At 67.2% G+C, this 25,512-nt stretch carries 19 protein-coding genes; 11 read left to right on the top strand and 8 right to left on the bottom strand.

Features of this window, described 5'->3' with window-relative positions; genetic code table 11:
- The first annotated feature begins 114 nt into the window (after positions 1 to 114).
- The gene (gene pilB / locus AB1281_RS15365; protein WP_430346311.1) at positions 115 to 1,845 is read left to right on the top strand and encodes a type IV-A pilus assembly ATPase PilB; all 1,731 of its coding nucleotides are present in this window, start codon (positions 115 to 117) and stop codon (positions 1,843 to 1,845) included.
- A 199-nt stretch (positions 1,846 to 2,044) separates the two neighbouring features.
- Here the strand turns inward: pilB and AB1281_RS15360 are convergent, their stop codons facing one another.
- Together AB1281_RS15360 and AB1281_RS15355 are read right to left on the bottom strand one after the other, a co-directional pair.
- Positions 2,045 to 3,418: a sigma-54-dependent transcriptional regulator gene (locus tag AB1281_RS15360; RefSeq protein WP_014038262.1), complete on the bottom strand. Its 1,374-nt coding sequence runs from the start codon at positions 3,416 to 3,418 to the stop codon at positions 2,045 to 2,047.
- Between the two features lie 60 nt (positions 3,419 to 3,478).
- Positions 3,479 to 5,092: a sensor histidine kinase gene (locus AB1281_RS15355; RefSeq protein WP_049444876.1), complete on the bottom strand. Its 1,614-nt coding sequence runs from the start codon at positions 5,090 to 5,092 to the stop codon at positions 3,479 to 3,481.
- Positions 5,093 to 5,497: 405 nt separating this feature from the next.
- On the opposite strand from AB1281_RS15355, the gene sucC reads away from it, so the two are divergent.
- From sucC to AB1281_RS15340, 3 genes are all read left to right on the top strand, one after another.
- Complete coding sequence (sucC, locus tag AB1281_RS15350) at positions 5,498 to 6,667, top strand: ADP-forming succinate--CoA ligase subunit beta (RefSeq protein ID WP_004154430.1); 1,170 nt, start codon at positions 5,498 to 5,500, stop codon at positions 6,665 to 6,667.
- A gap of 20 nt (positions 6,668 to 6,687) precedes the next feature.
- A complete protein-coding gene (gene sucD / locus AB1281_RS15345; protein WP_005410793.1) occupies positions 6,688 to 7,563 on the top strand; it encodes a succinate--CoA ligase subunit alpha in 876 nt (291 codons plus the stop codon).
- A 209-nt stretch (positions 7,564 to 7,772) separates the two neighbouring features.
- On the top strand, positions 7,773 to 9,407 hold the full coding sequence (locus AB1281_RS15340; protein WP_430346310.1) for an NAD+ synthase: 1,635 nt from the start codon (positions 7,773 to 7,775) through the stop codon (positions 9,405 to 9,407).
- A gap of 283 nt (positions 9,408 to 9,690) precedes the next feature.
- Here AB1281_RS15340 and AB1281_RS15335 read toward each other — a convergent pair whose 3' ends face one another.
- Together AB1281_RS15335 and AB1281_RS15330 are read right to left on the bottom strand one after the other, a co-directional pair.
- Positions 9,691 to 10,893, bottom strand: coding sequence for a lipase family protein (locus AB1281_RS15335; RefSeq protein ID WP_430346309.1), 1,203 nt, complete (start codon positions 10,891 to 10,893; stop codon positions 9,691 to 9,693).
- A gap of 206 nt (positions 10,894 to 11,099) precedes the next feature.
- Positions 11,100 to 11,987: an outer membrane protein assembly factor BamD gene (locus AB1281_RS15330; RefSeq protein ID WP_042358918.1), complete on the bottom strand. Its 888-nt coding sequence runs from the start codon at positions 11,985 to 11,987 to the stop codon at positions 11,100 to 11,102.
- Between the two features lie 113 nt (positions 11,988 to 12,100).
- Between AB1281_RS15330 and rluD the strand changes: the two genes are divergently transcribed.
- The 4 genes from rluD to AB1281_RS15310 are packed head-to-tail and all read left to right on the top strand — an operon-like array spanning position 12,101 to position 14,799.
- The gene (gene rluD / locus AB1281_RS15325) at positions 12,101 to 13,090 is read left to right on the top strand and encodes a 23S rRNA pseudouridine(1911/1915/1917) synthase RluD (RefSeq protein WP_014038257.1); all 990 of its coding nucleotides are present in this window, start codon (positions 12,101 to 12,103) and stop codon (positions 13,088 to 13,090) included.
- A complete protein-coding gene (pgeF, locus tag AB1281_RS15320) occupies positions 13,090 to 13,860 on the top strand; it encodes a peptidoglycan editing factor PgeF (protein WP_430346308.1) in 771 nt (256 codons plus the stop codon). The genes rluD and pgeF overlap by 1 nt, the downstream gene beginning before the upstream one ends.
- 20 nt (positions 13,861 to 13,880) lie before the next feature.
- Positions 13,881 to 14,387 carry a DUF4166 domain-containing protein gene (locus AB1281_RS15315; RefSeq protein ID WP_430346307.1) on the top strand — a complete coding sequence of 169 codons (507 nt, stop codon included), beginning with the start codon at positions 13,881 to 13,883 and terminating at the stop codon, positions 14,385 to 14,387.
- On the top strand, positions 14,362 to 14,799 hold the full coding sequence (locus AB1281_RS15310; RefSeq protein WP_430346306.1) for a thiol-disulfide oxidoreductase DCC family protein: 438 nt from the start codon (positions 14,362 to 14,364) through the stop codon (positions 14,797 to 14,799). Before AB1281_RS15315 ends, AB1281_RS15310 begins: the two co-directional genes overlap by 26 nt.
- Positions 14,800 to 14,869: 70 nt before the next feature.
- On the opposite strand, the gene otsA is transcribed toward AB1281_RS15310, so the two are convergent.
- From otsA to AB1281_RS15290, 4 genes are all read right to left on the bottom strand, one after another.
- Complete coding sequence (otsA, locus tag AB1281_RS15305) at positions 14,870 to 16,234, bottom strand: alpha,alpha-trehalose-phosphate synthase (UDP-forming) (protein WP_430346305.1); 1,365 nt, start codon at positions 16,232 to 16,234, stop codon at positions 14,870 to 14,872.
- Positions 16,231 to 18,012: a glycoside hydrolase family 15 protein gene (locus AB1281_RS15300; protein WP_164116290.1), complete on the bottom strand. Its 1,782-nt coding sequence runs from the start codon at positions 18,010 to 18,012 to the stop codon at positions 16,231 to 16,233. Before AB1281_RS15300 ends, otsA begins: the two co-directional genes overlap by 4 nt.
- 41 nt (positions 18,013 to 18,053) lie before the next feature.
- Positions 18,054 to 18,812, bottom strand: coding sequence for a trehalose-phosphatase (otsB, locus tag AB1281_RS15295; protein ID WP_101765975.1), 759 nt, complete (start codon positions 18,810 to 18,812; stop codon positions 18,054 to 18,056).
- Between the two features lie 248 nt (positions 18,813 to 19,060).
- The gene (locus tag AB1281_RS15290) at positions 19,061 to 21,496 is read right to left on the bottom strand and encodes a TonB-dependent receptor plug domain-containing protein (protein ID WP_135967235.1); all 2,436 of its coding nucleotides are present in this window, start codon (positions 21,494 to 21,496) and stop codon (positions 19,061 to 19,063) included.
- A 214-nt stretch (positions 21,497 to 21,710) separates the two neighbouring features.
- Here AB1281_RS15290 and AB1281_RS15285 point away from each other — a divergent pair, with 214 nt between their 5' ends.
- From AB1281_RS15285 to AB1281_RS15275, 3 genes are all read left to right on the top strand, one after another.
- Positions 21,711 to 22,193: a DUF3574 domain-containing protein gene (locus tag AB1281_RS15285; RefSeq protein ID WP_430346304.1), complete on the top strand. Its 483-nt coding sequence runs from the start codon at positions 21,711 to 21,713 to the stop codon at positions 22,191 to 22,193.
- Between the two features lie 36 nt (positions 22,194 to 22,229).
- Positions 22,230 to 23,087: an XAC2610-related protein gene (locus AB1281_RS15280; protein ID WP_430346303.1), complete on the top strand. Its 858-nt coding sequence runs from the start codon at positions 22,230 to 22,232 to the stop codon at positions 23,085 to 23,087.
- A 134-nt stretch (positions 23,088 to 23,221) separates the two neighbouring features.
- Positions 23,222 to 24,940 (top strand): thiamine pyrophosphate-dependent enzyme, encoded by a 1,719-nt coding sequence (locus AB1281_RS15275; RefSeq protein ID WP_430346302.1) that lies wholly within the window; start codon positions 23,222 to 23,224, stop codon positions 24,938 to 24,940.
- Positions 24,941 to 25,512 lie beyond the last annotated feature (572 nt).

Here is a 25,512-nt window from a genome sequence, read left to right as displayed (position 1 = left end):
GCTGAAGGATTGGCGTCGTCGTCGGCCATCGGGTCGCGGCAGGTTCTGCTGCCCTGTGCGGTGCCCCTGGAAGGCGCGCCGCACTGCCTGACCCATGATGAGCCAAGGATCCATATGAACGCCGTAACCACCGCCAATCTCGTCGGCATCACCGGCCTGGCCCGTCGCCTGGTCCAGGATGGTGCGCTGGACGAGGCTTCCGCCCGCGACGCGATGGCCAAGGCCGCTGCCGCCCGGCAGCCGCTGCCGACCTGGTTCGCGCAGAACAAGGTGGTTGGGGCGGCCCAGTTGGCGGCCGCCAACGCGGTCGAGTTCGGCATGCCGCTGTTCGACGTGTCCACGTTCGACGCCAGCCAGAACGCGATGAGCCTGGTCAGCGAGGAGCTGCTGCGCAAGCACAACGTGCTGCCGCTGTTCAAACGCGGCGGCAAGCTGTTCGTGGGCACCAGCAACCCGACCCATTCGCTGGACGAGATCAAGTTCCACACCAACCTGGTGGTGGAGCCGATCCTGGTCGACGAGGATCAGATCCGCCGCACGCTCGAGCAGTGGCATGCCAGCCACGACACGCTGGGCGACGCGCTGGGGGGCGATGACGATGGCATGGGCAACCTGGACGTTGCGACCGGAGACGAGGATCTCGGCGCCGGCGGTGACTCCGGCATCGACGCCAAGGGCGATGACACCCCGGTGGTGAAGTTCGTCAACAAGGTGCTGGTGGACGCGATCCGCAAGGGCGCCTCGGACATCCACTTCGAGCCCTATGAGGACGACTACCGCGTGCGCCTGCGCATCGACGGCCTGCTGAAGATGGTGGCGCGCACGCCGGTGAAGTTGAACCAGCGCATCGCCGCGCGCCTGAAGGTGATGGCACAGCTGGATATCGCCGAGAAGCGCGTGCCGCAGGACGGACGCATCAAGCTCAACCTGTCCAAGAGCAAGCAGATCGACTTCCGCGTGAGCACGCTGCCCACCCTGTTTGGCGAGAAGGTGGTGCTGCGTATCCTGGACGGCAGCGCGGCCAAGCTGGGCATCGACAAGCTGGGTTACGAGCCGGACCAGCAGAAGCTGTTCCTGGAAGCCATCCACAAGCCGTACGGCATGGTGCTGGTGACCGGCCCGACCGGTTCGGGCAAGACGGTGTCGCTGTATACGGCGCTGGGCATCCTCAACGACGAGACGCGCAACATCTCCACCGCCGAAGACCCGGTGGAAATCCGCCTGCCCGGCGTCAACCAGGTGCAGCAGAACAACAAGCGCGGCATGACCTTCGCCGCAGCGTTGCGCTCGTTCCTGCGACAGGATCCGGACATCATCATGGTCGGCGAAATCCGCGACCTGGAAACGGCCGAGATCGCGATCAAGGCGGCGCAGACCGGCCACATGGTGCTGTCCACGCTGCACACCAACGATGCGCCGCAGACCATCGCGCGCCTGATGAACATGGGCATCGCGCCGTACAACATCACCAGCTCGGTGACCCTGGTGATCGCCCAGCGCCTGGCGCGCCGGCTGTGCAACACCTGCAAGCGCCCATCCAACCTGCCCGAGCATGCGCTGCTGGCCGAAGGCTTCACCCAGGCGCAGCTGGATGCGGGTATCGAGCTGTACGAGGCGGTCGGCTGCGATGAGTGCACCGAGGGCTACAAGGGCCGTACCGGTCTGTACCAGGTGATGCCGATGACCGACGAGATTGCCACCATCGTGCTGGCCGGTGGCAATGCGTTGCAGATTGCCGAGGCGGCACAGCAGATCGGGGTGAACGATCTGCGCCAGTCGGCGTTGAAGAAGGCGGCTGCGGGTGTCACCAGTCTGGCCGAGATCAATCGTGTTACCAAGGATTGAGGTAGATCCACGCCATGCGTGGATGCCGCGATGCATGAGGTTGCCGGCCAGCGGCCGGCACTACCAGGTTGGTGGGTAGATCCACGCCGTGCGTGGATGCCGCGATGCATGAGGTTGCCGGCCAGCGGCCGGCACTACCAGGTTGGTGGCATGCGCCGGGTCAGAGCCCTTTCCTGCGGAAAGGGATCCGACCCTGTCCTTACTCCATCCCCAGCTTCTTCAGCTTGTAGCGCAGCGCGCGGAAGGTGATGCCCAGCTGCGCGGCGGTGCGGGTCTTGTTCCAGCGGTTCTCTTCCAGCGCGCGCTGGATGGCGCTGCGTTCGAGCTGTTCGATGTACGAGGGCAGGGCGGCGCTGCCGGGCTGCAGGTCCACCACGGCTTCGGCATGTGCTGCGCTGCCGGGCGTGCGCGGGGCGTGCTGCGGCAGGCGCAGGTCGTCGGCGCCGATGCGGTCTTCTTCGGCCAGCGCCAGCGCGCGTTCCAGAATGTTCTCCAGTTCGCGCACGTTGCCGGGGAAGGCGTACTGGGCCAGCGCGTCCAGCGCCGACGGGGCCAGCAGCGGCGTCGGGCGGCCGTGGCTGCGAGCCAGCCGTGCCAGCACCGACGCGGCCAGTTCCGGCAGGTCCTGGCGACGCTCGCGCAGCGGCGGCACCTTCAGTTCGATCACGTTGATGCGGTAGTAGAGGTCGTGGCGGAAGCGCCCGTCCTCGACCAGCTCGGCCAGGTCCTTGTGGGTGGCCGAGAGGATGCGCACGTCCACCGGCTCCTCGTTGGCGGCGCCGACCGCGCGCACCGATTTTTCCTGGATCGCGCGCAGCAGTTTCACCTGCATCTGCAGTGGCAGCTCGGCCACTTCGTCGAGGAACAGGGTGCCGCCATGCGCGGCCTGGAACAGCCCGGGCTTGTCGGCGTGGGCGCCGCTGAAGCTGCCCTTGCGGTGGCCGAAGAATTCGCTCTCCATCAGCTCGCCGGGAATGGCGCCGCAGTTGACCGGCACGAACGGGCCGGCCGCGCGGGCACCCTGGGCGTGGATGGTGCGTGCGACCAGCTCCTTGCCCACGCCGGATTCACCGAGGATGTAGACCGGCGCCTGGCTGCGCGCGACCTTGCCGATGGTGGTGCGCAGCACGTCCATGGCCGGCGAGTCGCCAAGCAGGCGCGCGCCCTGTTCGGCGGCGGGGCCGGGCGCGGGGCGTTCGGTGTTGTTGAGCTCCAGCGCATGCTTGACCAGGCCGCGCAGCACGGCGATGTCCACCGGCTTGCTGACGAAGTCGAAGGCGCCGGCCTTCAGCGCTTCCACGGCCAGGTCCATGCTGCCGAAGGCGGTGATCATCGCTACCGGCGTGCGCGGGTAGTGCTGGGCGATCTCGCTGACCAGCTCGATGCCATTGCCGTCCGGCAGGCGCATGTCGGTGATGCACAGGTCGTACGGATTGCTGGCCAGCAGTTCGCGCGCTTCGGCAAGGTTGGCTGCCGTACTGATGCGCAGCCCCATGCGGCCGAGCGTCAGTACCAGCAGTTCGCGGATGTCGCGTTCATCGTCGACGACGAGGGCGCTGCGGGTTTCGTTCATGGGCGGAGAAGATAAACGAGGGGGCTGGAAGCGACAAATGTTTGACGCACAGAATCGAGATCAGGTGGGCAACAACGTATGCGGGCCGGGCAGCACCAGGCGGAAGCAGGAGCCACCGGCGGGCACCGGGATGTAGTCCAGTCGTGCCTGGTTGGCGCGGCACAGCTCGCGGGCGATGTACAGGCCCAGCCCGGTGCCATGCTCGGACGTGGTGAAGAACGGCCGGAACAACTGTGCGGCCACGCTTTCGGGAATGCCGGGGCCGCGATCCATCACGTCGATGACCGCACTGCGCTCGTGCTGCGCCACGCGCAGGCGCACCCGCGCCGGTTGCTGGCCGATGCGGCCGTACTTCAGCGCGTTGTGCACCAGCACGGTCAGCACCTGGTAAAGGTGCTTGGTGTCGACCTGGGCCAGCACCGAGGTGTCGTTGATGATCGGTTCGATGCTGTCGGTCTCCAGCGTCTGCCCCTGCTTGTACTCCAGCACGAAGCGGCGCACGAAGGCGGCCAGGTCGACGTTCTCGGGCGTGGCGCGCTCGCGCCGGGCCAGGCCCAGCACGCTTTCGACGATGCCATTGGTGCGCTGGCACTGCTGGCGGATGATCTGCAGCAGGCGGCGGTCGCTTTCGTTGAAGCCGGTGCCTTCTTCCAGCAGCTGCACCGCGTAGTTGATCGCGGCCAGCGGATTGCGGATCTCGTGGGCGAGGCTGGCCGAGAAGCGCCCCATCGCCGACAGGGTGAGCGATTCGGCGCGACGCGAGACCACGCTGGAATCATCCAGGAACACCAGGGCCAGGTCGCTGCCGGCCAGCAGGCGCGCGAAGCGCGGCTGCACTTCAGGCTGATCGGGGTTGAGCTGCAGCGGCAGTTCGTCCTGCGCCCAGCCATTGCGCCAGCGCTGCAGGCGACGGGCGAGTTCCGGGGCGGCGCTGGCCAGATCCAGGCGGCCGCTTTCGCCGCTGCCGTCGCTGTCACCGAGCAGCATCGAGGCGGCCTCGTTGGCCAGGGTGACGCGGTTGTCGGCGTCGACCACCAGCACGCCGGTACGCATGCGGCGGATGATCAGCTCGTTGATCTGGAACAGGTTGGCCACTTCATCGCCGCGCTGGTTGGCCAGCTGCTGGTTGCGGCGCGCGCGGCTGCCGACCTGGTAACTGATGAAGGCCAGTGCCAGGTAGCTGGTGGCGAACATCGCCAGTTCGGCCAGGGTGCGGGTGGGATCGCCGCCTTCCAGCAGTTTCCAGGTGTATTCCACGCCGGTGGCGAGGCTGGCGGCCAGCGCCAGGCCCAGCCCCAGGCTGAGCGGCAGCAGGGTGGCGGCGGCGGCGATGTTGAACAGCAGCGACATCGAGATGCCGGCGCTGGCACCGGGCAGTGCATGCGACAGCAGGGTGGCGGCGATGATGTCCACCAGCACGCCGCTGACCACGATCGGGCGCAGCCAGCGTTCGTTGCGGCCGATCACCAGGGCCAGCAGCGACAGCACCAGGTAGATGGCGGCGACGGTGTCGGCCAGCCGTGGGTGGTGGGCTTCGCCGACCATGGCCGACAGCGGGCTGTAGAGCAGGGCGGCGATGACCGAGGCGATCAGCACCCGGTACAGCGCGAAGAAATACAGCTCACGCCGCGGAATCGATTCGATGCGGTCGATCAATGAAGCACTGGGTGACACGCCGGAACTCCCCTTCTGGCTGCCTGGGTCTGGAATCTGCGGCGGGCCAGCCCGGCGTCCCCTGAAGCCGGGCGGGTACGTCGCTTCGATGTGGCCTGCGGTGGAAGCCGTCGAGCACACCCGACTCTACACACCTTGGTTGACCAGTATAGGGCCCCCGGCACGGCGCCGCCGGAGCGGCCCGGATCGCGCATTTGGCCCGGGATGGATACCGGTGGCCAGTGCGCCCCCGGGCGCAACTGCCTGAATGGCGGCGGAAATCTGGCCGGGTCTGGCGTTTTGTACAGACTTCTTTGCGCCCCGGCGCTGGCTCGGCCACAATAGTGGGCCCGCCGCGGTCCATGCCGGCGCCCCGCCGGGGCCCTGAGGAATTGCGTGCGGTCGTTCCTATTCCCACGGTGACGCATGAATTTCCACGAATACCAGTCAAAACAACTGCTTGCCGAGTACGGCATCCCGGTCCCGGCCGGCAAGGTCGCTGCGACCCCGGACGAAGCGGTTGCCGCTGCCAACTCCCTGGGCCAGGGCCCCTGGATGGTCAAGGCGCAGATCCACGCTGGCGGCCGCGGCAAGGCTGGCGGCGTCAAGTTCTGCAAGACCACCGACGACGTGAAGGCCGCTGCGGCCAAGATGCTCGGCACCAAGATGGCCACCTACCAGACCGCTGGCGTTGAACTGCCGGTCAACCTGGTGCTGGTGACCACCGCCGGCGAGATCGTCAAGGAACTGTACCTGTCGGTGCTGGTCGACCGTGGCACCAAGACCATCACCTACATCGCCTCTTCGGAAGGCGGCGTGGAAATCGAGCAGGTCGCTGCTGAAACCCCGGAGCTGATCCACTCGCTGAACGTCGACTTCGTCGAAGGCGTGCAGGGTTACCACGGCCGTGATTTCGGCTTCAAGCTGGGCCTGACCGCCAAGCAGGCCGGCCAGTTCGCCAGCATCATGGTGAACCTGTACCGCCTGTTCAACGAAAAGGACCTGGCCCTGGTTGAAATCAACCCGCTGGCCATCCTGGACGACGGCAACCTGTACGCGCTGGACGGCAAGTTCGACAGCGACGACAACGCCGCGTTCCGCCAGAAGGCCCTGGTCGCCATGCGCGACAAGACCCAGGAAGATCCGACCGAAGTGATCGCTTCGGAGCTGGACATCAACTACGTCACCATGGACGGCAACATCGGCTGCATGGTGAACGGCGCCGGCCTGGCCATGGCCACCATGGACGTCATCAAGCTCAACGGCGGCGAGCCGGCGAACTTCCTGGACGTGGGCGGCGGTGCCAACAAGCAGCGCGTCATCGAAGCGTTCAAGCTGATCCTGTCCTCGGACAAGGTTGAAGGCATCTTCGTCAACATCTTCGGCGGCATCGTCCGCTGCGACATGATTGCCGAAGGCATCATCGCCGCCGTGAAGGAAGTGGGCGTCAAGGTTCCGGTCGTGGTGCGCCTGGAAGGCACCAACGTGGAAGAAGGCAAGCAGCTGCTGCGCGACAGCGGCATGGCCATCATCCCGGCTGACAACATCAACGATGGCGCCAAGAAGATCGTTGAAGCTGTCAAGAACGCTGCCTGATTCGACACCAAGGAATTCCCATGTCTGTTTTGATTAACAAGAACACCAAGGTGATCGTGCAGGGCTTCACCGGCCAGCAGGGCACCTTCCACGCCACTCAGATGATCGAGTACGGCACCCAGGTTGTTGGCGGCGTGACCCCGGGCAAGGGTGGCACCACCCACATCGACCTGCCGGTCTTCAACACCGTTGCCGACGCCGTGCAGAGCACCGGCGCCAACGCTTCGGTCATCTACGTGCCGCCGCCGTACGCGGCCGACGCGATCCTGGAAGCCGCTGCTGCCGGCATCAAGGTCATCGTCTGCATCACCGAAGGCATCCCGGTGCTGGACATGCTGCGCGTCAAGAACGTGCTGACCCGCTCGCATCCGGACACCGTGCTGATCGGGCCGAACTGCCCGGGCGTCATCACCCCGGGTGAGTGCAAGATCGGCATCATGCCGGGCCACATCCACCAGCCGGGCAAGATCGGCATCGTGTCGCGTTCGGGCACCCTGACCTATGAAGCGGTCAAGCAGACCACCGAAGTCGGCCTGGGCCAGTCCACCTGCATCGGCATCGGCGGTGACCCGATCAACGGCCTGAACTTCGTCGACTGCCTGAAGCTGTTCAACGAAGACCCGCAGACCGAAGGCATCATCATGGTTGGCGAAATCGGCGGTGACGCTGAAGAAGCCGGTGCCGAGTACATCAAGAACCACGTGAAGAAGCCGGTCGTTGGTTTCATCGCCGGTGCGTCGGCTCCGGCCGGCAAGCGCATGGGCCACGCCGGTGCGATTGCTTCGGGCGGCAAGGGCACCGCGGAAGGCAAGTTCGCCGCGATGGAAGCCGCTGGCGTCGTCACCGTCCGTTCGCCGGGCGACCTGGGCGCTGCCATCGCCAAGCTGGTGAAATAAGAGTGTTGCCGGCCCTCGGCCGGCACGCTCTTGTAGAGTCGAGCCATGCTCGACTTGCTCCAACAGAAAGGCCGCCTCCGGGCGGCCTTTCTGCGTCTGGTGCGGGGTCAGATCCCTTTCGCGCAGCAAAAGGGATCTGACCCCAGGTACCCGGCGCGCGCATGGCGCGGCGCTACAATGGCGGCATTGCAACCACAGGCTGGATTCCCATGGCTTCGATCCGCATCGCGATGGCGCAGTTCGACTTCCCGGTCGGCGATGTCGCCGGCAACACCGAGCGCATCATCGAGATGATCGGCCAGGCGCGCGATGAGTACGGCGCCGAGCTGGTGATGTTCCCCGAGCTGGCGGTGAGTGGTTATCCGCCGGAGGACCTGCTGCTGCGTCCGGGCTTCCTGTACGAGTGCGAGCAGGCGATGACCCGCATCGCTGCTGCCTGCCGTGGCATCACCGCCGTGGTCGGTTGGCCGCAGGCGGCTGGCGCGGTGGTCTACAACGCCGCCAGCGTGCTGCGTGACGGCCTGGTCGAGCAGACCTATCGCAAGCGCGAGCTGCCCAACTATGCGGTGTTCGACGAGCGCCGCTACTTCGATGTCGATCCGGACGGCGGCAGCTGCGTGTTCGAGGTCAATGGCATTCCGGTCGGCCTGCTGATCTGCGAGGACCTGTGGTTTGCCGAGCCGCTGGCCGACACCATGCGCGCCGGTGCGCAGCTGGTGGTGGTGCCCAATGCTTCGCCGTACGAGCGTGGCAAGCACGCCCAGCGCGATGCCGTGCTGGCGGCGCGCACCCGCGAAAGCGGGGCGGCGATTGCCTACCTCAACGTGGTCGGCGGCCAGGACGCGCTGGTGTTCGACGGCGCTTCGGTGGTGGCCGACGGTGACGGCACGGTGCACCCGGCCGCCGCCGCCTTCGTCGACCAGTGGCTGGTGGTGGAGTACGACGGTGAAACCCGCCGCTTCATGCCGCACGTGTGGATGGACGACGGCGACGAGAGCATGGACGCGCTGGCCTGGCGTGCGGTGACCCGTGGCATCCAGGATTACTGCCGCAAGAACGGCTTCAAGAAGGTGTGGCTGGGCCTGTCCGGCGGCATCGACTCGGCGATCGTGCTGGCCATGGCGGTGGACGCGATGGGTGCGGAGAACGTGACCGCCGTGCGCCTGCCCTCGCGCTATACCGCGGGCCTGTCCAACGACCTGGCGGCCGAGCAGTGCCAGGCGCTGGGCGTGAAGCTGGAGGCGGTGTCGATCGAGCCGGCATTCAAGGGCCTGATGGAAGCGTTGGCGCCGATGTTCGAGGGCACCGCGCCGGACGTGACCGAAGAGAACCTGCAGTCGCGCAGCCGTGGCGTGATCCTGATGGCGCTGGCCAACAAGTTCGGTGGCCTGCTGCTGACCACCGGCAACAAGAGCGAGTATGCGGTCGGCTACGCCACCATCTACGGCGACATGTGCGGTGGCTATGCGCCGCTGAAGGACCTCTACAAGACCGAGGTGTTCGGCCTGTCCAAGTGGCGCAACACGGTGGGCGGCGCACCGGTGATCCCGCCGGCGGTGATCAGCCGCCCGCCGTCGGCCGAGCTGCGCGAGAACCAGCTGGACCAGGATTCGTTGCCGGCTTATGACGTGCTGGACGGCATCCTGTACCGCTACATCGACCAGGAGCAGTCGCGCACGGAGATCGTGGCCGCCGGCTATGACGCGGCCGTGGTCGAGCGCGTGCTGCGGCTGGTGCGCATCAGCGAGTGGAAGCGGCACCAGGCCGCGCCGGGGCCGAAGGTCTCGCGCCGCGCCTTTGGCCGCGAGCGTCGTTACCCGATCAGCAACGGCTACAAGGGCTGAGGCAGCGGTTGGCGGGTAGTGCCGGCCGCTGGCCGGCAACCCCGTACACCGTGTATCCACGCATGGCGTGGATCTACCGGGATCGGTAGTGCCGGCCGCTGGCCGGCAACCCCGTACACCGCGTATCCACGCATGGCGTGGATCTACCGGGATCGGTAGTGCCGGCCGCTGGCCGGCAACCCCGTACACCGTGTATCCACGCATGGCGTGGATCTACCGGGATCGGTAGTGTCGGCCGCTGGCCGGCAACCCCGTACACCGCGTATCCACGCATGGCGTGGATCTACCGAACGTCGTCGAGCAGTTGTTCGAGGCCGGCGGTTTCGGTGGCTTCATCGAAGTGGCCGTCCCCCAGTCGTGCACGCACGAACGCCAGGCCATCGGCCGCTGCTGCGTCCAGCGTGCCGCGATGGTCGACCGGGTAGCGCCGGAACGCGACCGGCTCGCCACGCAGGGCCAGGCCTGCGGCATACAGCAGGGTGGTCAGATAGGGCACATCGCGATCCTCGCTGCCATGGCCGAGCATCAGCGGTTGGCTGAAGCCGCGGCGCGGTACGCCGAGATAGTCGTACAGCACCGCCCAGATGCCCGGCACGCTGGTCAGCGGTGCGGTGAACATGCTGCCGGTATCCGCGCCGTCCAGCGTGGCAGCCAGTTCGCCCAGGCACTGCTCGCGTGCCATTGCCACGCGGGCGCGGCCCGTGTCGCTGAGGGCGCGATCGATCTGCGGCGCGACCTGCAGCAGCCCGTCGAGCAGATACGCGTGATACGCATTGAGTGCGCCAGGATTGGCGGTGCGGTTGTCCGGCGTCATCACCAATGCGGTCAATTCAACCGCCGTGGGCGTGCCGGTGGTGAAGCTGCCACGGTACTGCAACGACGGCCCACCGTAGGTGGATGCGATGTGGCCTGCGGTGAGCGCGGCGGCACCGCCCTGCGAATGGCCGACCGAGACCCAGCGCGGCGACAGCGTTGCGTTGCCCAGGTACTGGCGGCTGGCCTTGACCAGATCGATGGCGTTGCGCGCGGCCGTGCGGACGTGCAGATAGGCATGGTCGCCCGGACTTCCGAGCCCCTGGTAGTCGGCGGCGACCACGGCGTAGCCCTGGGCCAGGAACTGATCGAGGAAGCGCCCATCGCGTTCGGGCTGGTAGGGGCCGGACACCGAGGGCGCGCAGCGATCCGCAATGCCCTGGGTGCCATGTGCCCAGGACACCACCGGCCACCCGCCTGCAGGCGCCGCGCCGGTGGGCAGGTACAGCAGGCCCGTGCCTTCGGCCAGCTGGCCGCGATGGTCCGGGGTGCGGTAGTGCAGCTTGTAGGCCTGCACGGCCTTGGACGGCACCCAGGTTGCGCGATAGGGGGCTGCAGACAGCAGGTCGCCCGGTGCGACCGGTGCAGCTGTCAGGGGGGCCGGGGACAGCGCCAGCAGGGCGGTGGCGATGACGCACGAGAGAGGCCGGAAACGCAGGGGCAGTGGGAACATGGGCGCTCCTTGACGGCCGGGATGGCCGTTGCGCCGCAGTGTGGAGGGCCTCGCCCGGGCGGGTTGCGACCGGCGTCGCATCCGCCGGGGATTCGTAGAACTCCTAGGCGGGCCCCGGGATGCCGTCGCGCGTTGAGCGTCCTGCAGGAAGCAGTCGAGCATGGCTCGACGCTACAAAAGGGAAGGGCCCCTTTCGGGGCCCTCTCTTACTTCTTTTCCAGTCGCGCGTTGCGCTGGCCGGTGCTGGCGGACTTCTCGCCGGCGAACGGGTTCAGCTTGCGGATCATCCACGGGTACTTCGGCCACTTGCCTTCCAGCCACGGGTGGTCCGGCTGGTTCAGCTGCAGGACGCGACGGGCGTCGTCGGCCAGGGTCTTGTTGCCCAGGTGGGTGTAGGAATCGGCCAGCACGGCCACGGCGTCGTACTGGAAGGCGCTCTGCGGGTAGGTTTCCAGCAGGTAGTTGGCGCGGCCCACGGCCGAGACCCAGGCGCCGCGGCGCATGTAGTACAGGGCGTTGTCCAGCTCGTGCTGGGCGAACACGTCACGCAGCTCCAGCATGCGCTGGCGCGCATCGGCGGCGTAGCGGCTGTTCGGGTAACGATCAACCACGATGTTGAAGTCCGAGTACGCCTGGTGCGGCGTGGACAGATCGCGGCGGCTGGCATCCAGCGACCATACGCGGCGCAGGAAAACCGTACTGCGGTTGGAGTTGGCCAGGCCGCGCAGGTAGTACAGGTAGGCGATGTTGCGGTGCGTCGGGTAGGTACGGATGAAGCGGTCGATGCTGGACACCGCGTCATCGTGCTTGCCGGCCTTGTACTGGGCGTAGGCGGTTTCGATCATCGCCTGCTCGGTGTAGGGGCCGTAGGGGTACTGGGCCACCAGGCGGCGGAAGCTGGCTTCGGCGCCGCTCCAGTTGCCGCCCTGCATCAGCTTGTGGCTTTTCTCGTACAGCTGTTCGACCGGCGTCCCTTCATCGGGGCGATCACCCTTCTTGGCGCCGCGATGGCAGCCGGTTGCGGCGATGACCAGCACCAGCAGCAGGGCGGTGAGGCGGACGGGCGCGGAGAGCATGGCGGAGCGTCGGATCATGGGGTCGAGGCGGGACGCGGCTGGAATACGAAGGGTCGATGATAGCCTAGTGTCCTGTCCAGCGACTGAAACCGGCCGCCGGGACCCCAAAATTTCAAAGAATGCCCCCTGCCATGTCTGAACAACCCTCTGAATCGGCCCGCCAGGCCATCGTCCCCGACACCGCTGCCGGCCGTCGTTTCGACGCCGTCGTGGCCGAACTGTTCCCCGAATACTCGCGTTCGCGCCTGACCGAGTGGATCAAGTCCGGTGACGTCCTGCTGGACGGCGCCCAGGTGCGCCCGCGCGATCCGCTGCGCGGCGGCGAGGTGGTGACCCTCCATGTGGTGCTGGAAACCCAGACCGACGCGCAGCCGGAGGACATCCCGCTGGACGTGCTGTTCGAAGACGAGCACGTGCTGGTGATCAACAAGCCGGTCGGCCTGGTGGTCCACCCCGGCGCCGGCAACCACAGCGGCACCCTGGTCAACGCCCTGCTGTTCCGCGACCCGTCGGTGGCGGTGCTGCCGCGCGCGGGCATCGTGCACCGCCTGGACAAGGACACCAGCGGCGTGATGGTGGTGGCCAAGACCCTGGAAGCGCAGACCGCGCTGGTCGAGCAGCTGGCGGCACGTGACGTGCACCGCCAGTACCTGGCCATCGTGATGGGCGCGCTGGTGGCGGGCGGTACCGCCGATGCCCCGATCGACCGCCACCCGCGCGACCGCTTGAAGATGGCGGTGCGCGAGGACGGCAAGGAAGCGGTGACCCACTACCGCCTGCGCGAGCGCTTCCGTGCGCACACCGCGCTGGAGTGCCGCCTGGAAACCGGCCGTACCCATCAGATCCGCGTGCACATGGCGCACGTGCGCCACCCGATCATCGGCGACCCGCTGTACGGCGGTGCGCTGAAGCTGCCCAAGGGCGCGAGCGACGAGCTGGTGGCCGCGCTTCGCGGCTTCAAGCGCCAGGCCCTGCACGCCGAGACCCTGGAGTTCATGCACCCAATCACCGGTGAGCCGGTGCGCAATACCGCGCCGGTGCCGGAGGACATGCTGCACCTGATGAAGGTGCTGCGCGAGGACAGCGAAGCCTTCGCTGCCCGCGAGCGGGACCGCTGGTGATGGCGGCCGCGCTGCCGTTGCTGCAGGCGGACTGGCCGGCGCCGGCAGGCGTCCATGCGCTGACCACGCGTCGGCATGGCGCGGGCATCTCGCCAGCGCCGTTCGCGCAGTTCAACCTGGGCAACCGGCACGCGGCCGATGGTGATACCCCGGCCAACGTGGAGCACAACCGCCAGCTGCTGCAGCAGGGACTGGCGCTGCCCTCGGCACCGCATTGGCTGCGCCAGGTGCACAGCAGCACCGTGCTGCGCTTCACCGCGCCGCCGGTGGCCGGCGCCAGCGAACCGGTGGCCGACGCCGCGGTGACTTCGGTACCGGGCGTGGTGCTGGCGATCCTGACCGCCGACTGCCTGCCGGTGGTGTTCGCCGCGGCCGATGGCAGCGAGGTGGGCGCGGCCCATGCCGGCTGGCGTGGGCTGGCCGACGGCATGCTGGAGGCCACGGTGGCCGCGATGCAGACGCCGCCTGCGCAGCTGCGCGCGTGGCTGGGGCCGGCCGCCGGGCCGGCCGACTACGAGATCGGCGAGGAGGTCTACCACGCCTTCGTCGGCCATGATCCGGCCGCCGAGGCGGCGTTCGTGGCTACCCGTCCGGGACACTGGAAGGTGGACCTGTTCGCGCTGGCGCGGCAGCGCTTGCAGGCGGCGGGAATGGACCCGGCGCAGGTGTATGGCGGCACGGTGTCGACCATGGCCGATCCTGACCTTTATTCGCACCGGCGCGACCGTCGTACCGGGCGCATGGCGACCCTGGCCTGGATCGCGCCCTGACGCCGCCACTGTTCGCGCGGGTGCTGGGGCCGGCCTTCGCCACCCTGGCAGCGCCGGTGCAGGCGCTGCATGCCACACCGTTGCCCTGCCGCTACGTGGGGCAGGCGCGCATCGAGCGTGGGCGGCACTGGCTGGTGCCGCTGCTGGCCGCGCTGGCGCGGTTGCCGAAAGACGGCGACGCGCTGCCCACCGAAGTGGCGTTCAGTGCACGCGGGCAGGGCGAGCAATGGGCGCGGCGGTTTGGCCGCTGGCCGATGGTGTCGCGATTGTGGGCGCACGAAGGGTATCTGCGCGAGCAATTGGGTGCAGTGCGTTTCGAGTTCGACCTGCAGGCCTGCGACGGTGGCATCGACTGGTCGGTGCGGCGGGTCTGGGCCTTCGGTCTGCTGCCGCTGCCGACGCGCTGGTTTGGCGGTGTGCGCTGCCGTGAAGCCTGGCAGGGTGAGCGTTACACTTTCCTGGTCGATGTGACGCTGCCCTGGGCTGGAGCCCTGATCCGCTATGAAGGCTGGCTCGAACCGCAGTGATGCTGCCGCCGAGGCGGGCAGCGCGGTGATCGTGTTCGATGGTGTGTGCGCGCTGTGCAACCGCTGGGTGCGCTTCCTGCTGCGTTTCGACCGCAAGGGGCGCTACCGCTTTGCGGCGATGCAGGGGCAGCAGGGCAGCGCGATGTTGCGCGCGCACGGGCTGGACCCGCAGGACCCGATGTCGTTCCTGCTGCTGGACGCACAGGGCGCCTGGACCGATACCGATGCCATCCTGCGCGTACTGACGGGCCTGGGCGGCGCCTGGCGCCTGAGCAGCGTACTGCGGATGGTGCCGCGTCGCTGGCGCGATGCGGCGTATCGGACGCTGGCGCGCAATCGCTATCGCTGGTTCGGACGGCATGACGCCTGCCATCTGCCTGCACCGGAGCAGGCTGCGCGGTTCCTGGATTGAAGAAAAGGGGACGGAGGGGATTAAGTCGTTTGTGCACAAACGACTTAATCCCCTCCGTCCCCTTTTTTCCTCAGCCTTCCAGCGCGTCCAAGTAGCTGCGGCGCCAGTGGTTGATGTCGTAGGTGCGCAGGTGTTCCATCATCGCGTGCCAGCGTTCCTTGCGCCGGCGCAGCGACATTGTTGCCGCGGTGGCGATGGCGTCGGCCACGCCGTCCAGGTCGTGCGGGTTCACCAGCAGCGCCTGCTTCAGTTCGTCGGCGGCGCCGGCCAGCAGCGAGAGCACCAGCACGCCGGGATCTTCCGGGTCCTGTGAGGCCACGTATTCCTTGGCCACCAGGTTCATGCCATCGCGCAGCGGCGTGACCAGGCCGACTGCCGCCGCACGGTAGAAACCGGTGAGGGTGGCATGGGTGAAGTTCTGGTTGACGTAGCGCAGCGGCGTCCAGTCCGGCTCGGCGTGGCCACCGTTGATGTGGCCGGCGATCTGCTCCAGCTGGCTGCGCAGCTGCCGGTACTCCGTGACATCGCCGCGCGAGACCGGGGCGATCTGCAGGTAGGTCAGCGAGCCGCGCTGGTCGGGATGGCGCTCAAGATACCGTTCGAAGCCGAGGAAGCGCTCGGGCAGGCCCTTGGAATAATCCAGGCGGTCCACGCCGATCGCCAGCTGGCGATCACGCAGGCTGGCGCGCAGGTTCTTTACGGCGGCCTTGGTGGCGGCGGTACCGGCCTGGCGCGCGATCAGCTCGGTGTCGATGCCGATCGGGAAGGCGGCCGCACGGAAGCGGCGGCCGCCCGGTGCTTCCAGCTCGCCGTTGTCGAGTACGCGACCGCCGCCGAACAGGCGCAGGTAGGTCTGGAAGCGATCCGCATCGCGCTGGGTCTGGAAGCCGACGAGGTCGTAGGCGTACAGCGCCGAGAACAACCGCAGGTGGTCGGGCATGGCCTGCAGCAGGTCGGCCGACGGCATCGGGATATGCAGGAAGAAGCCGATGCGGCAGCCGATACCACGCTCGCGCAGCAGCGCGCCGAGCGGGATCAGGTGGTAGTCGTGGATCCAGACGATGTCATCTTCGCGCAGCAGCGGCGCGAGCTTGTCGGCGAACAGCGCGTTGACCTTGTAGTAGGTCTCGCGGGTGCCCCGGTCGTAGTCGACCAGATCGAGGCGGAAGTGCAGCAGTGGCCACAGCGTGCGGTTGGCGAAGCCGTTGTAATAGCCATCGACCTCGCGCTTGCTCAGGTCCAGGGTGACGAACTCGATGTCGCCGTCCTTCTGCGTGTGCAGCGTGCCACTGCCGTCGCGCACGCTCTTGCCGCTCCAGCCGAACCACATGCCGCCGCGTTCCTTCAGCGCGGCCAGCAGGCCCACCGCCAGGCCGCCGGCACGGTTCTCGCCCGGTACGGCCACGCGGTTTGAAACCACAACCAGACGACTCACGATGCCTCCTGCCAGGACCGCGACAGGCGCATCGCGGCGGTGATCAGGCCGACGTGCGAATAGGTCTGCGGGAAGTTGCCCCAGGCTTCGCCGCTGTCGAAGGCCAGATCCTCCGACAGCAGGCCCAGATGGTTGCGCTGCTTCAACAGCAGTTCGAACATCCCGCGTGCCTCGTCGAGGCGCCCGATGGCGGCCAGCGCATCGATGTACCAGAACGTGCAGATGGTGAAGCTGGTTTCCGGTTCGCCGAAGTCATCTGGTGCGACATAGCGGTACAGCGAATTGCCATGCTTGAGGTCGCGCCCGATGGCTTCAACGGTGGCCACGAAGCGGGCATCCAGCGCGTCGATGAAGCCGATGTCGGCCAGCAGCAGCAGCGAGGCGTCCAGGCGATGGCCGCCGAAGGTATCGGTGAAGTGGCCCAGTTCTTCGCTCCAGGACTCGGCCATGATGCGCGCGTGGATGGTGTCGGCGCGCTCGCGCCAGTAATGGGCGCGGTCATCGCGCTTCAGGCGCACGGCGATCTTGCACAAGCGGTCGCACGCCGCCCAGCACATCGCGCTGGTGTAGGTATGTACTTCGGTGCGGCCGCGGAATTCCCACAGGCCGGCATCGGGTACGTCGTGCAGGGCGAATGCCTGCTCGCCCAAGGGTTCGAGGCGGGCGAAGGTGTGCGCATCCCCCGGGTCCTGCAGGCGGCGGTCGAAGAACAGCTGGGTGGAGGCCAGCACCACGCTGCCGTAGACATCGTGCTGGCGCTGCACCCACGCCAGGTTGCCGCGCCGCACCGGGCCCATGCCGCGGTAGCCGGACAGGCTGGGTACTTCGTCTTCGTCCAGCTTGGCCTCGAAGCCGATGCCATACAGCGGCTGCAGCGTGCCGTCGGTGGTGGCCAGGTTGAAGATGTAGCCGAGGAACTGTTCCATCGTGCGCGTTGCGCCGAGACGGTTCAGCGCACGCACCACGAACGCCGCATCACGCAGCCAGCAGTAGCGGTAGTCCCAGTTGCGCACGCTGCCGGGGGCTTCCGGTATGGAGGTGGTCATCGCCGCGATGATCGCGCCGCTGTCCTCGTACTGGCACAGCTTCAGGGTGATCGCGCTGCGGATCACCGCGTCCTGCCATTCCAGCGGAATGGACAGGTAGCGCACCCATTCGCGCCAGTAGTCGCGGGTGCGCTGGAAGGCTTCCTGCACGTAGCCGCTGATCGAGCGGTTGAGCGATTCATCCACGCCCAGGATCAGGTGGATGGGGTGGTTGAGCACGAACGGCAGGCCATCGCGGATGAAGCGCACCGGCACATCGGTGGTCAGCCGCAGCACGTGCTCGGGCAGGATCCAGCGCACATGGTTGCTGCCCCAGGTGGACTCGGGCACGCGCGCGCCCCAGTCCGCCAGCGGCCGTGCGCGCACGGTGATGCGTGGGCTGCCGGCCAGCGGGCGCACCTGGCGGATCAGGCTGACCGGGCGGTAGAAGCGGTCGTTCTGCCGCCAGCGCGGGGCGAAATCGAGGATTTCCAGTTCGCCGCCGTGCGCGTCGCGCAGCACGGTGCGCAGGATCGCGGTGTTGGTCAGGTATTCCTGCTCGCTGCTGGCAAAGTCCTCCAGCTCGATGGCGAAGTCGCCACCGGTCTGCTGGTTGGGGCCAAGCAGGGCACAGAAGGTGGGGTCGCCGTCGAAGGTGGGCAGGCAGCTCCAGACAACGCGGGCACGTTTGTCGACCAGGGCGCCGAAGCTGCCGTTGCCGACCACGCCCAGATCAAGATCGGGTTGGGTCATCACGCGGTACATCTCGGTTGCGGCCGTGGGGGTTGGCCGGGTCAATAGGCATTCTCTCGCAGCCAGGCGTGCACGCTGCGTATGTCGGGCAGCGCGAACACCGCCTTGCTGGGTTCACGTTCGCCCACCAGCACGCTCCAGCCATGCTGGCCGTTGGCGGCGTCGAAGCCGAACTCATCGGTCAGGTCATCGCCGAGGAACACCGGCAGGCGGCCACGGAACGGCAGGTACTGCATCATCCGCCGCACGGCGCGGCCCTTGTCGGTGCCGACGGGAACGAATTCAACGACGTGGTCGCCCGGTTGCAGGCGGTAGCTGGCACGGCCACGGACGTGGCGGTCGGCGAAGGCGCGCACATCACTTGCCGCGTGCGGCGCACCGCGCCAATGCAGCGCCAGGCCGACGCCCTTGTCTTCCACCAGCACGCCGGGATGGCCGTGGGCAAAGCGCATCGCCTGCTGGTGCAGCGCATGCAGCCATTCGGCGGTGTCGTCGTCGTGTTCGTCACGCAGCACACGACCGTCCTCGCCGCGCAGTTCATGCCCATGCAGGCCGGCGGCGGGAAGTTTCAACGGCGCGAACAGCTGGTCCAGCTGTGCAAGCGGGCGACCGCTGACCAGTGCCACGGCACCTTCCAGGCGGTCGCTGATGCGGCCGATGGCTTCACGCACATCCGGCAGCAGCTGCACGGCATCCGGGCGTGCAGCGAATTCGATCAGGGTGCCGTCGACATCGAGGAACAACGCGCAGGCGTCGTCCAGCAATGGCGGTGGCGGACGCAGGGGGAGCGGTTCAGCCATGACGCCCAGCTTGCCAGCGTGGGCGTGTACGTGGGGTCGAGGGCAGGCTACGACCCTGCTTCGGTGGGTGCCGACCGTTGGTCGGCACGGCAGGTCACCCTGCATCGAGCCCAGGCAGTGCGGACCAACGGTCCGCACCCACCCAAAGCAGATCCGCACCCGGATCATGAAGTTGCCGGCCAGCGGCCGGCACTACCGTGTGCGGACCAACGGTCCGCACCCACCCAAGGCAATCACACCCAATGCAATCAGAACGTATAGCGGACCCGACCGTAGTAGTACGCGCCGTTGCTGCCGATCGGCGACAGCACGTCGTACGGCAGGTTGCCGAAGTAGTGGATATCGCTGTTGGATCGATCCGGGTAGTTGTCGGTCAGGTTCTGGCCGCCGATGGCCACGCTCCAGCGCGGGGTGATGCGGTACTCCACTTCCGCATCCAGCTGCCATTCGGCCTGGTAGGTCTGGCGCGGGATGTAGCCATCACCGAAGTTGAACACGCGGGTGGCGCTGCCATAGCGGTTCACGCGGGTGCTCAGCGACCAGTGGTCGTTGCTCCATGCGGCCGAGAAGCTGCCACGCGTACGCGGCGTGGCATCGGTGAGGGTGTTGGTCTCTTCGATGCCGAACAGCACGTAGTCCGGGTTCAGCGCGCGCAGCTGCGCCGGCGTGGCCAGCACGTTCTTCAGCGTGGTCTTGGTGTACGCATAGGTGCCGGTCAGCAGCAGCTGGCCATCGCCCAGCGACTGGCGCCAGTTGCTCACCAGCTCGGCGCCGCGGGTGCGGGTATCGGCCGCGTTGACGAAGAAGCTTGCGCTCTGCAGGCCGCTGACGCCGTAGTTGGCCGCCACGTAGTCGGTCAGCGCATCGCCGGTGATGCTCTCCGACAGCGCGATGCGGTCATCGATGTCGATCTGGAAGAAGTCCAGCGAAAGGTCGAAGTGCTCACCGATGCGGCTGGTGAAGCCCAGCGAGGTGTTGATCGATTTTTCCGGCTTGAGGTTCTGCGCACCCAGGCCGCGTGCGATCGGATTGTTGACCGACAGCAGGCGGCCCTGCACCAGCTGTCCGCCGGCGTTGTAGCCGGTGGAGGTGGATTCGTAGCCGATCTGCGCCAGCGACGGCGCGCGGAAATTGTTGGAGATGGCACCGCGCAGCGCGAACGCCGGGGTGAATTCATAGCGCAGGCCGAGCTTGCCGGTCAGTTCACCGCCGAAGTCGTCGTTGTGCTCGTAGCGTGCGGCCAGATCGGTGGAGAATTTCTCGCCGAACTGGCTGGACAGGCTGGCGTAGGCACTGGCCACGTCGCGCGACAGGCGGGCCGCATCCTGCGGGGTCAGGCCGCCACCGGCCTGCGAGCCGGTCGGGCGATCGGTGTAGGGGCCGGCGGCGTAGCTGGCCGGGTCACCGGGACGGGTCTGGTAGCGCTCGTGGCGTGCTTCCACGCCCAGGCCCAGGGTGTGGCTGATGCTGTCGCTCTGGGTGAACACGCGGCTCAGGTCGAGGTTGCCCACGGTCTGTGCGTATTCGTAGTCGGCGGTCTTGAAGCGGGTCGGGCTGGTCGGGCCCAGCGACGCGTTGAGCGAATCACGCAGTCGGTAGGTGAAGTCGTTCTGGCCGTAATCCAGGCTGCCGTCGTAGCTCCATTCACCCCACTGGCCGCGCACACCGGCCACGGCCTGTACGTCGCGGTTCTCGCCTTCGGAGATCGGCCGGTAACCGTTCGGATAGACCTGCTTCCAGTTGGCATCGCCGTCGGGATAGCGGAAGTAGTTCGCGCCTTCGGTGTCACGCTGGTTGAAGGTGCCGAACGCGTAGAACGTCGACGTCTGGCCCACCGGAATCTCGGTGTTCAGCCACAGATTGATGTCCTTGCTCTTGCCATCGCCCAGCACATAGTTGCGCTTGCCCTGCAGCGCGAGGTTGTCCGGCGTCTGGTCCCACGGCGGAATCTGGTCGAAGCCGGCGCGGTTGGTGCCGTTGCGGTGCTTGTACTCCAGGCCGACGCGCAGGAAGCCGCCATCTTCGCCCAGCGAGGTGCCGACCTTGGCGCTGATGTTGCCGGTCTGGCCGTCGGTGAGAGTGCGGCCGATCGGCTTGAGGTCGGTGTGGTTGGCACCGTAGCTGGCCTCGATCTCGCCGCCGTCACCGCCGTTGTCGAGGATCACGTTGATCACGCCGGCCACCGCATCCGAGCCGTACAGCGCACCAGCGCCGTCACGCAGCACTTCGATGCGCTTGATCGCACTGACCGGAATCGAGTTGAAGTCGACCGGCGTGGTGCCCTTGCCGATCTTGCTGTCGGTGTTGACCAGCGCGGTGTGGTGGCGGCGCTTGCCATTGACCAGCACCAGCACCTGGTCCGGCGACAGGCCACGCAGCTGCGCCGCACGTACGTGGTCAGCGCCGCCGGAGTTGGACTGGCGCGGGAAGTTGAACGACGGCAACAACGCCTGCAGCGCGCTGCCCAGTTCACCATTGACCACGCCGGCCTTGCGGATGTCCTCGGCGGTGAGCACATCCACCGGCGAGGTGGATTCGAGCACGGTGCGGTCGGCGGCACGGGTGCCGGTGACGATCACGGTGTCCAGGTTGGTGGCGTCCTGGGCCAGGGCCGGGACGGCAGCGGAGGAAAGCGCGAGGGCGATGGCGAGGCCGAGCGGCGACGCGGGGAGGCGGGCGGACATGGGGGCTCCAGCAACAACGACGACGGGGAAGGGGGAGATGGTTTCACTTACATCCATCCGGATGAAGCGATATATTATCTTCGCGTGATGACCGGTGCGGATGCAAGTCCCTGCCGGTCCGGCATGAGCTGATGCCCTGTTGGCATCAGCACACCGGGCCGGTGGCGCTGTACGCTGCCGGCTCGCCTTGTCCCCCTTCCCCGGAGCTGTACCGATGAAACACCTTGGCCTCGTCTTCGCCGTGCTGCTGGCCACCAGTGGCTGCGCCAGCCTGTCCTCGCGGGCGCCCAGCGCCTATGCCACTGCCACCACCGCCGAACTGAAGGGCGATGCCGCACGGCCGTCCGCTGGCCACGGCTGGGTGCGCAGCGAGCTGTACTTCGGGGTGGGTGAAGAGCAGGGCGCCGGCAACCGCCCGCAGGCCGACACCATCAGCGAGGCGCAGTGGCGCACCTTCCTGGACAAGGAAGTCACCCCGCGCTTCCCGGATGGCCTGACCGTGTTCGATGCCTACGGCCAGTGGCTGTTCCGCGGCGATGCCTCGCCCAATCGCCTGCGCACCAAGGTGCTGGTGGTGCTGCACGAGGACACCCCGCAGCGCCGCGCCGATATCGAGGCGATCCGCCTGGCGTGGAAGCAGCAGACCAAGCATCAATCGGTGCTGTGGTCGCGGCAGCCGGTCGAGGTATCGTTCTGAGGTGAAGGTGCCAGCGCGGTGCCGCAGGGAGCAATGATGAACCACAGGGAATGCATGCTGGGCCTGGTGTTGGCAGGCCTGTGGCTGCCGACGGCGGAGGCGAATGAGGACGGCGGCGAGACGCTACGGTTCCAGGTCGCCGCTCACGTGCAGGCGCACGCCGATCCCCAGCAGGACGGCAGCATCGCGGTGCAGTTGTCGCCGTCGGGCAAGCGCCAGAGGCTGGAGGGTGCGGCGGATGCCGACGGCAATTCGCGATGGGGTCTGGAGGACGTCGATTTCGATGGCTACCCGGAACTGATTGCACGTGCATCGGTGGGCATGGTCAACGAAGCGGTGACGGTCTATCGCTTCGATCCGTCCAGTGCCGGGTTCCGCGCGCTGCAGGCCGACACCCACGGCAAGGACAGCTGCGGTGACCTGATGGGGCTGAGTGTCGACCGTCCGAGCCGCACCCTGACCAGCAGCTGCCGCAGCGGCCCGATGTGGTACACCGACCAGTACCGGTTTTCGGGTGCAACGCTCTACCTCTACCGCAGCGAGACTGTGCTGATGCTGGGCGACACGGTGAACGCCGCGCTGCATTGGGAACAGACCGACGAGCAGGGCCCGCTGGCGGTCTGGCGCACCTATGATCCCGCTGGTCGTGTGTTGGAGAGCGCCATCGGCGATGGCCTGGGCGCACCGCCGGATGGACCGCTGCGTGGCCAGCAGGCCACCGTGGTGCCCGCGCGGTTGTTCCTGTTCGATCGGCCCGGTGCTTCCAGTACGAAGCGCTATCTGGTGCAGGGCGACCGCGTGGAACTGCTGGATGAACAGGACGGCTGGCTGAAGCTGCGCTACCGCAACCCGAAGCAGGGCGCGGTGGAAGGTTGGATCAACGTCAACGATTGAAGAAAAAAAAGGGGACGGAGGGAATTAAGTCGTTTGTGCCGTTAACGACTTAATTCCCTCCGTCCCCTTTTTTTGCGGGGGCATCACTTCACCGGGTCTAGCCTCGGACGTTCCCCCGTTCGAGGATGTATCCGATGAGCAAGCGCGTGGCCGAAATCGTGGTGGACGCCCTGCAGCAGGCCGGTGTCCGCCGTTGCTACGGCATCGTGGGCGATACGCTCAACCATGTGACCGATGCGATGCATGGCAGCGAGATTGCGTGGGTGCATGTGCGCCATGAAGAAGTGGCAGCGTTCGCCGCCGGCGCCGATTCGCTGGTGAGCGGCGAGCTGACCGCGTGCGCCGGTTCCTGCGGCCCCGGCAGCCTGCATTTCATCAACGGCGTGTTCGAGAGCAACCGCAACCGCGCGCCGATGGTACTGATCGCCAGCCAGGTGGTGACCAGCGAACTGGGCATGGAATTCCCGCAGGAAGTGGACTTCAAAGCGGTGTACGCCAGTTGTTCGGTGTTCTGCGAGCAGGTGCACAGCGCCGAACAGGCGCGACGTGTGGTCACGCTGGCCTGCCAGGCCGCGATCAGCCGCCGCGGCGTGGCGGTGGTGATCCTGCCCGCCGATATCAGCCAGGCCGAGGTGAAGCACGATGTGCCGTTCTCGGTGCACTACACCCAGCCGGTGCTGCGCCCATCGGATGCCGAGCTGCAGCGCATCGCTGAGCTGCTGGGGCAGGGCAAGCGCATCGGCATCTATGCCGGTGCCGGTTGCAAGGGCGCACACCCGCAGTTGCTGGAGCTGGCCCGGCGCCTGCAGGCCCCGATCGCGCACACCTCGCGCGCCAAGGACTTCGTCGAGCCGGACAACCCTTACAACATGGGCATGACCGGCATCTTCGGCATCGAATCCGGCTTCCACACGCTGATGGAGTGCGACACGCTGCTGCTGCTCGGCGCCGATTTCGCGTGGGGCCAGTTCTACCCGGACAAGGCCACGATCATCCAGGTCGACCGCGATGGCAGCCACCTCGGCCGCCGCCATCCGGTGAACCTGGGCGTGGTCGGTGACATCGCACCGACGCTGGACGCCCTGCTGCCGATGCTGCCGCCGCGCGAGGACAGCAGTTTCCTGGACGAGTGCATCGAGCGCCGTGACAAGGCGCTGAAGAAGCGCGAACAGGAAGAACAACCGGGCGAAGGCGAGTTGATCCACCCGCAGCACCTGACCGCGCTGCTGTCGAAGTACGCGACAGACGACGCGCTGTTCACCGCCGACGGCGGCTCGCCGATGGTGTGGGTGCTGCGGCATATCCGGGTGAATGGTCGCCGCCGCACGCTGACCAGCCTGCTGCACGGCACGATGGCCAACGCGATGCCGCAGGCCCTCGGCCTGCAGAAGGCGTTCCCCGGCCGCCAGGTGATTTCGCTGTCCGGTGATGGTGGCCTGGCAATGCTGCTGGGCGACCTGCTGACGGCGGTACAGGAGAATCTGCCGATCAAGGTGGTGGTGTTCAACAACGGCTCGCTGAATTTCGTCGAGCTGGAGCAGAAGGTGGAGGGCCTTCTGGACAACTACACCGACCTGAAGAACCCGGACTTCGGCCGCCTGGCCGAGGTGATCGGCTTCCACGGCCGCACCGTGACCCGCAGCGAGGATCTGGAGGAAGCGGTGCAGGACTTCCTGTCCCAGCGTGGACCGGCGCTGCTGGACGTGCACACCAGCCGCGCCGAGCTGGTGATGCCGCCGCAGATCGAGGCGAAGCAGGTGGCCGGTACGGCGCTGTATGCGGCCAAGGCGGTGTTGAACGGCCGCTTCGACGACGTGAAGCATCTGCTGGTGGACAACTTCCTGAAGAAGTGAGGGGTTGGTCGACGCAGGGCGGCGCCCTGCACCCGCGGTAGTGCCGGCCGCTGGCCGGCAACACCAACAGCAGGAGCAGGTTTCTGAGGGATGGCGGGGTGGGTCCGGTTTCGGGGGCGCTGCAAGTACGTCCATGCAAGCTCGGTCGCCGCATCCATGCGGCTCACGCCCCCGCAACCGGACCCACCCCGCCTTCGACAGATCATCGCGATCTGCCGGTAGATCCACGCCATGCGTGGATAGCGTGGAAATGATCGAATTGTTCTTGTAGAGCCGAGCATGCTCGGCTCAGAGGCTTCGCGTACAGCAGCCGAGCATGGGCTCGGCTCTACAACGAGCGCCTGCCTTTGCTTTTGATCTTTTGATTCTCTTCCGTGGCTGGCACGCGCAGGAAACTGTCAGGGGCCGGGCGGGTAGGTGGCGCGGGGGTGTCCGCGGCATGGATGCCGCGGCCAAGCCCCCAGGGATGGGTTTACGGCGTCCCCCGCGCCATCTACCCGCCCGGCCCAGCCGAGGTCATCGCTGTTCGCGCCCAGCCACGAGGGGCTCCGCCGTTGGCTGGAACCCATCAT

The organism is Stenotrophomonas sp. NRRL B-14846 (genome assembly GCF_050473585.1).
In the GTDB taxonomy this organism is placed as follows: domain Bacteria; phylum Pseudomonadota; class Gammaproteobacteria; order Xanthomonadales; family Xanthomonadaceae; genus Stenotrophomonas.
This window is presented reverse-complemented; position numbering and strand designations above follow the sequence as displayed.

Bases quoted from the DNA above. Each gene is read 5' to 3' on its own strand.
- AB1281_RS15275 (WP_430346302.1), top strand. From the start codon at position 23,222: ATGAGCAAGCGCGTGGCCGAAATCGTGGTGGACGCCCTGCAGCAGGCC.
- AB1281_RS15330 (WP_042358918.1), bottom strand. From the start codon at position 11,987: ATGATCCGACGCTCCGCCATGCTCTCCGCGCCCGTCCGCCTCACCGCC.
- AB1281_RS15310 (WP_430346306.1), top strand. From the start codon at position 14,362: ATGAAGGCTGGCTCGAACCGCAGTGATGCTGCCGCCGAGGCGGGCAGC.
- AB1281_RS15335 (WP_430346309.1), bottom strand. From the start codon at position 10,893: ATGTTCCCACTGCCCCTGCGTTTCCGGCCTCTCTCGTGCGTCATCGCC.
- AB1281_RS15360 (WP_014038262.1), bottom strand. From the start codon at position 3,418: ATGAACGAAACCCGCAGCGCCCTCGTCGTCGACGATGAACGCGACATC.
- sucD (WP_005410793.1), top strand. From the start codon at position 6,688: ATGTCTGTTTTGATTAACAAGAACACCAAGGTGATCGTGCAGGGCTTC.
- otsB (WP_101765975.1), bottom strand. From the start codon at position 18,812: ATGGCTGAACCGCTCCCCCTGCGTCCGCCACCGCCATTGCTGGACGAC.
- AB1281_RS15340 (WP_430346310.1), top strand. From the start codon at position 7,773: ATGGCTTCGATCCGCATCGCGATGGCGCAGTTCGACTTCCCGGTCGGC.
- AB1281_RS15290 (WP_135967235.1), bottom strand. From the start codon at position 21,496: ATGTCCGCCCGCCTCCCCGCGTCGCCGCTCGGCCTCGCCATCGCCCTC.
- pgeF (WP_430346308.1), top strand. From the start codon at position 13,090: ATGGCGGCCGCGCTGCCGTTGCTGCAGGCGGACTGGCCGGCGCCGGCA.
- AB1281_RS15280 (WP_430346303.1), top strand. From the start codon at position 22,230: ATGAACCACAGGGAATGCATGCTGGGCCTGGTGTTGGCAGGCCTGTGG.
- AB1281_RS15300 (WP_164116290.1), bottom strand. From the start codon at position 18,012: ATGACCCAACCCGATCTTGATCTGGGCGTGGTCGGCAACGGCAGCTTC.
- pilB (WP_430346311.1), top strand. From the start codon at position 115: ATGAACGCCGTAACCACCGCCAATCTCGTCGGCATCACCGGCCTGGCC.
- rluD (WP_014038257.1), top strand. From the start codon at position 12,101: ATGTCTGAACAACCCTCTGAATCGGCCCGCCAGGCCATCGTCCCCGAC.
- AB1281_RS15285 (WP_430346304.1), top strand. From the start codon at position 21,711: ATGAAACACCTTGGCCTCGTCTTCGCCGTGCTGCTGGCCACCAGTGGC.
- sucC (WP_004154430.1), top strand. From the start codon at position 5,498: ATGAATTTCCACGAATACCAGTCAAAACAACTGCTTGCCGAGTACGGC.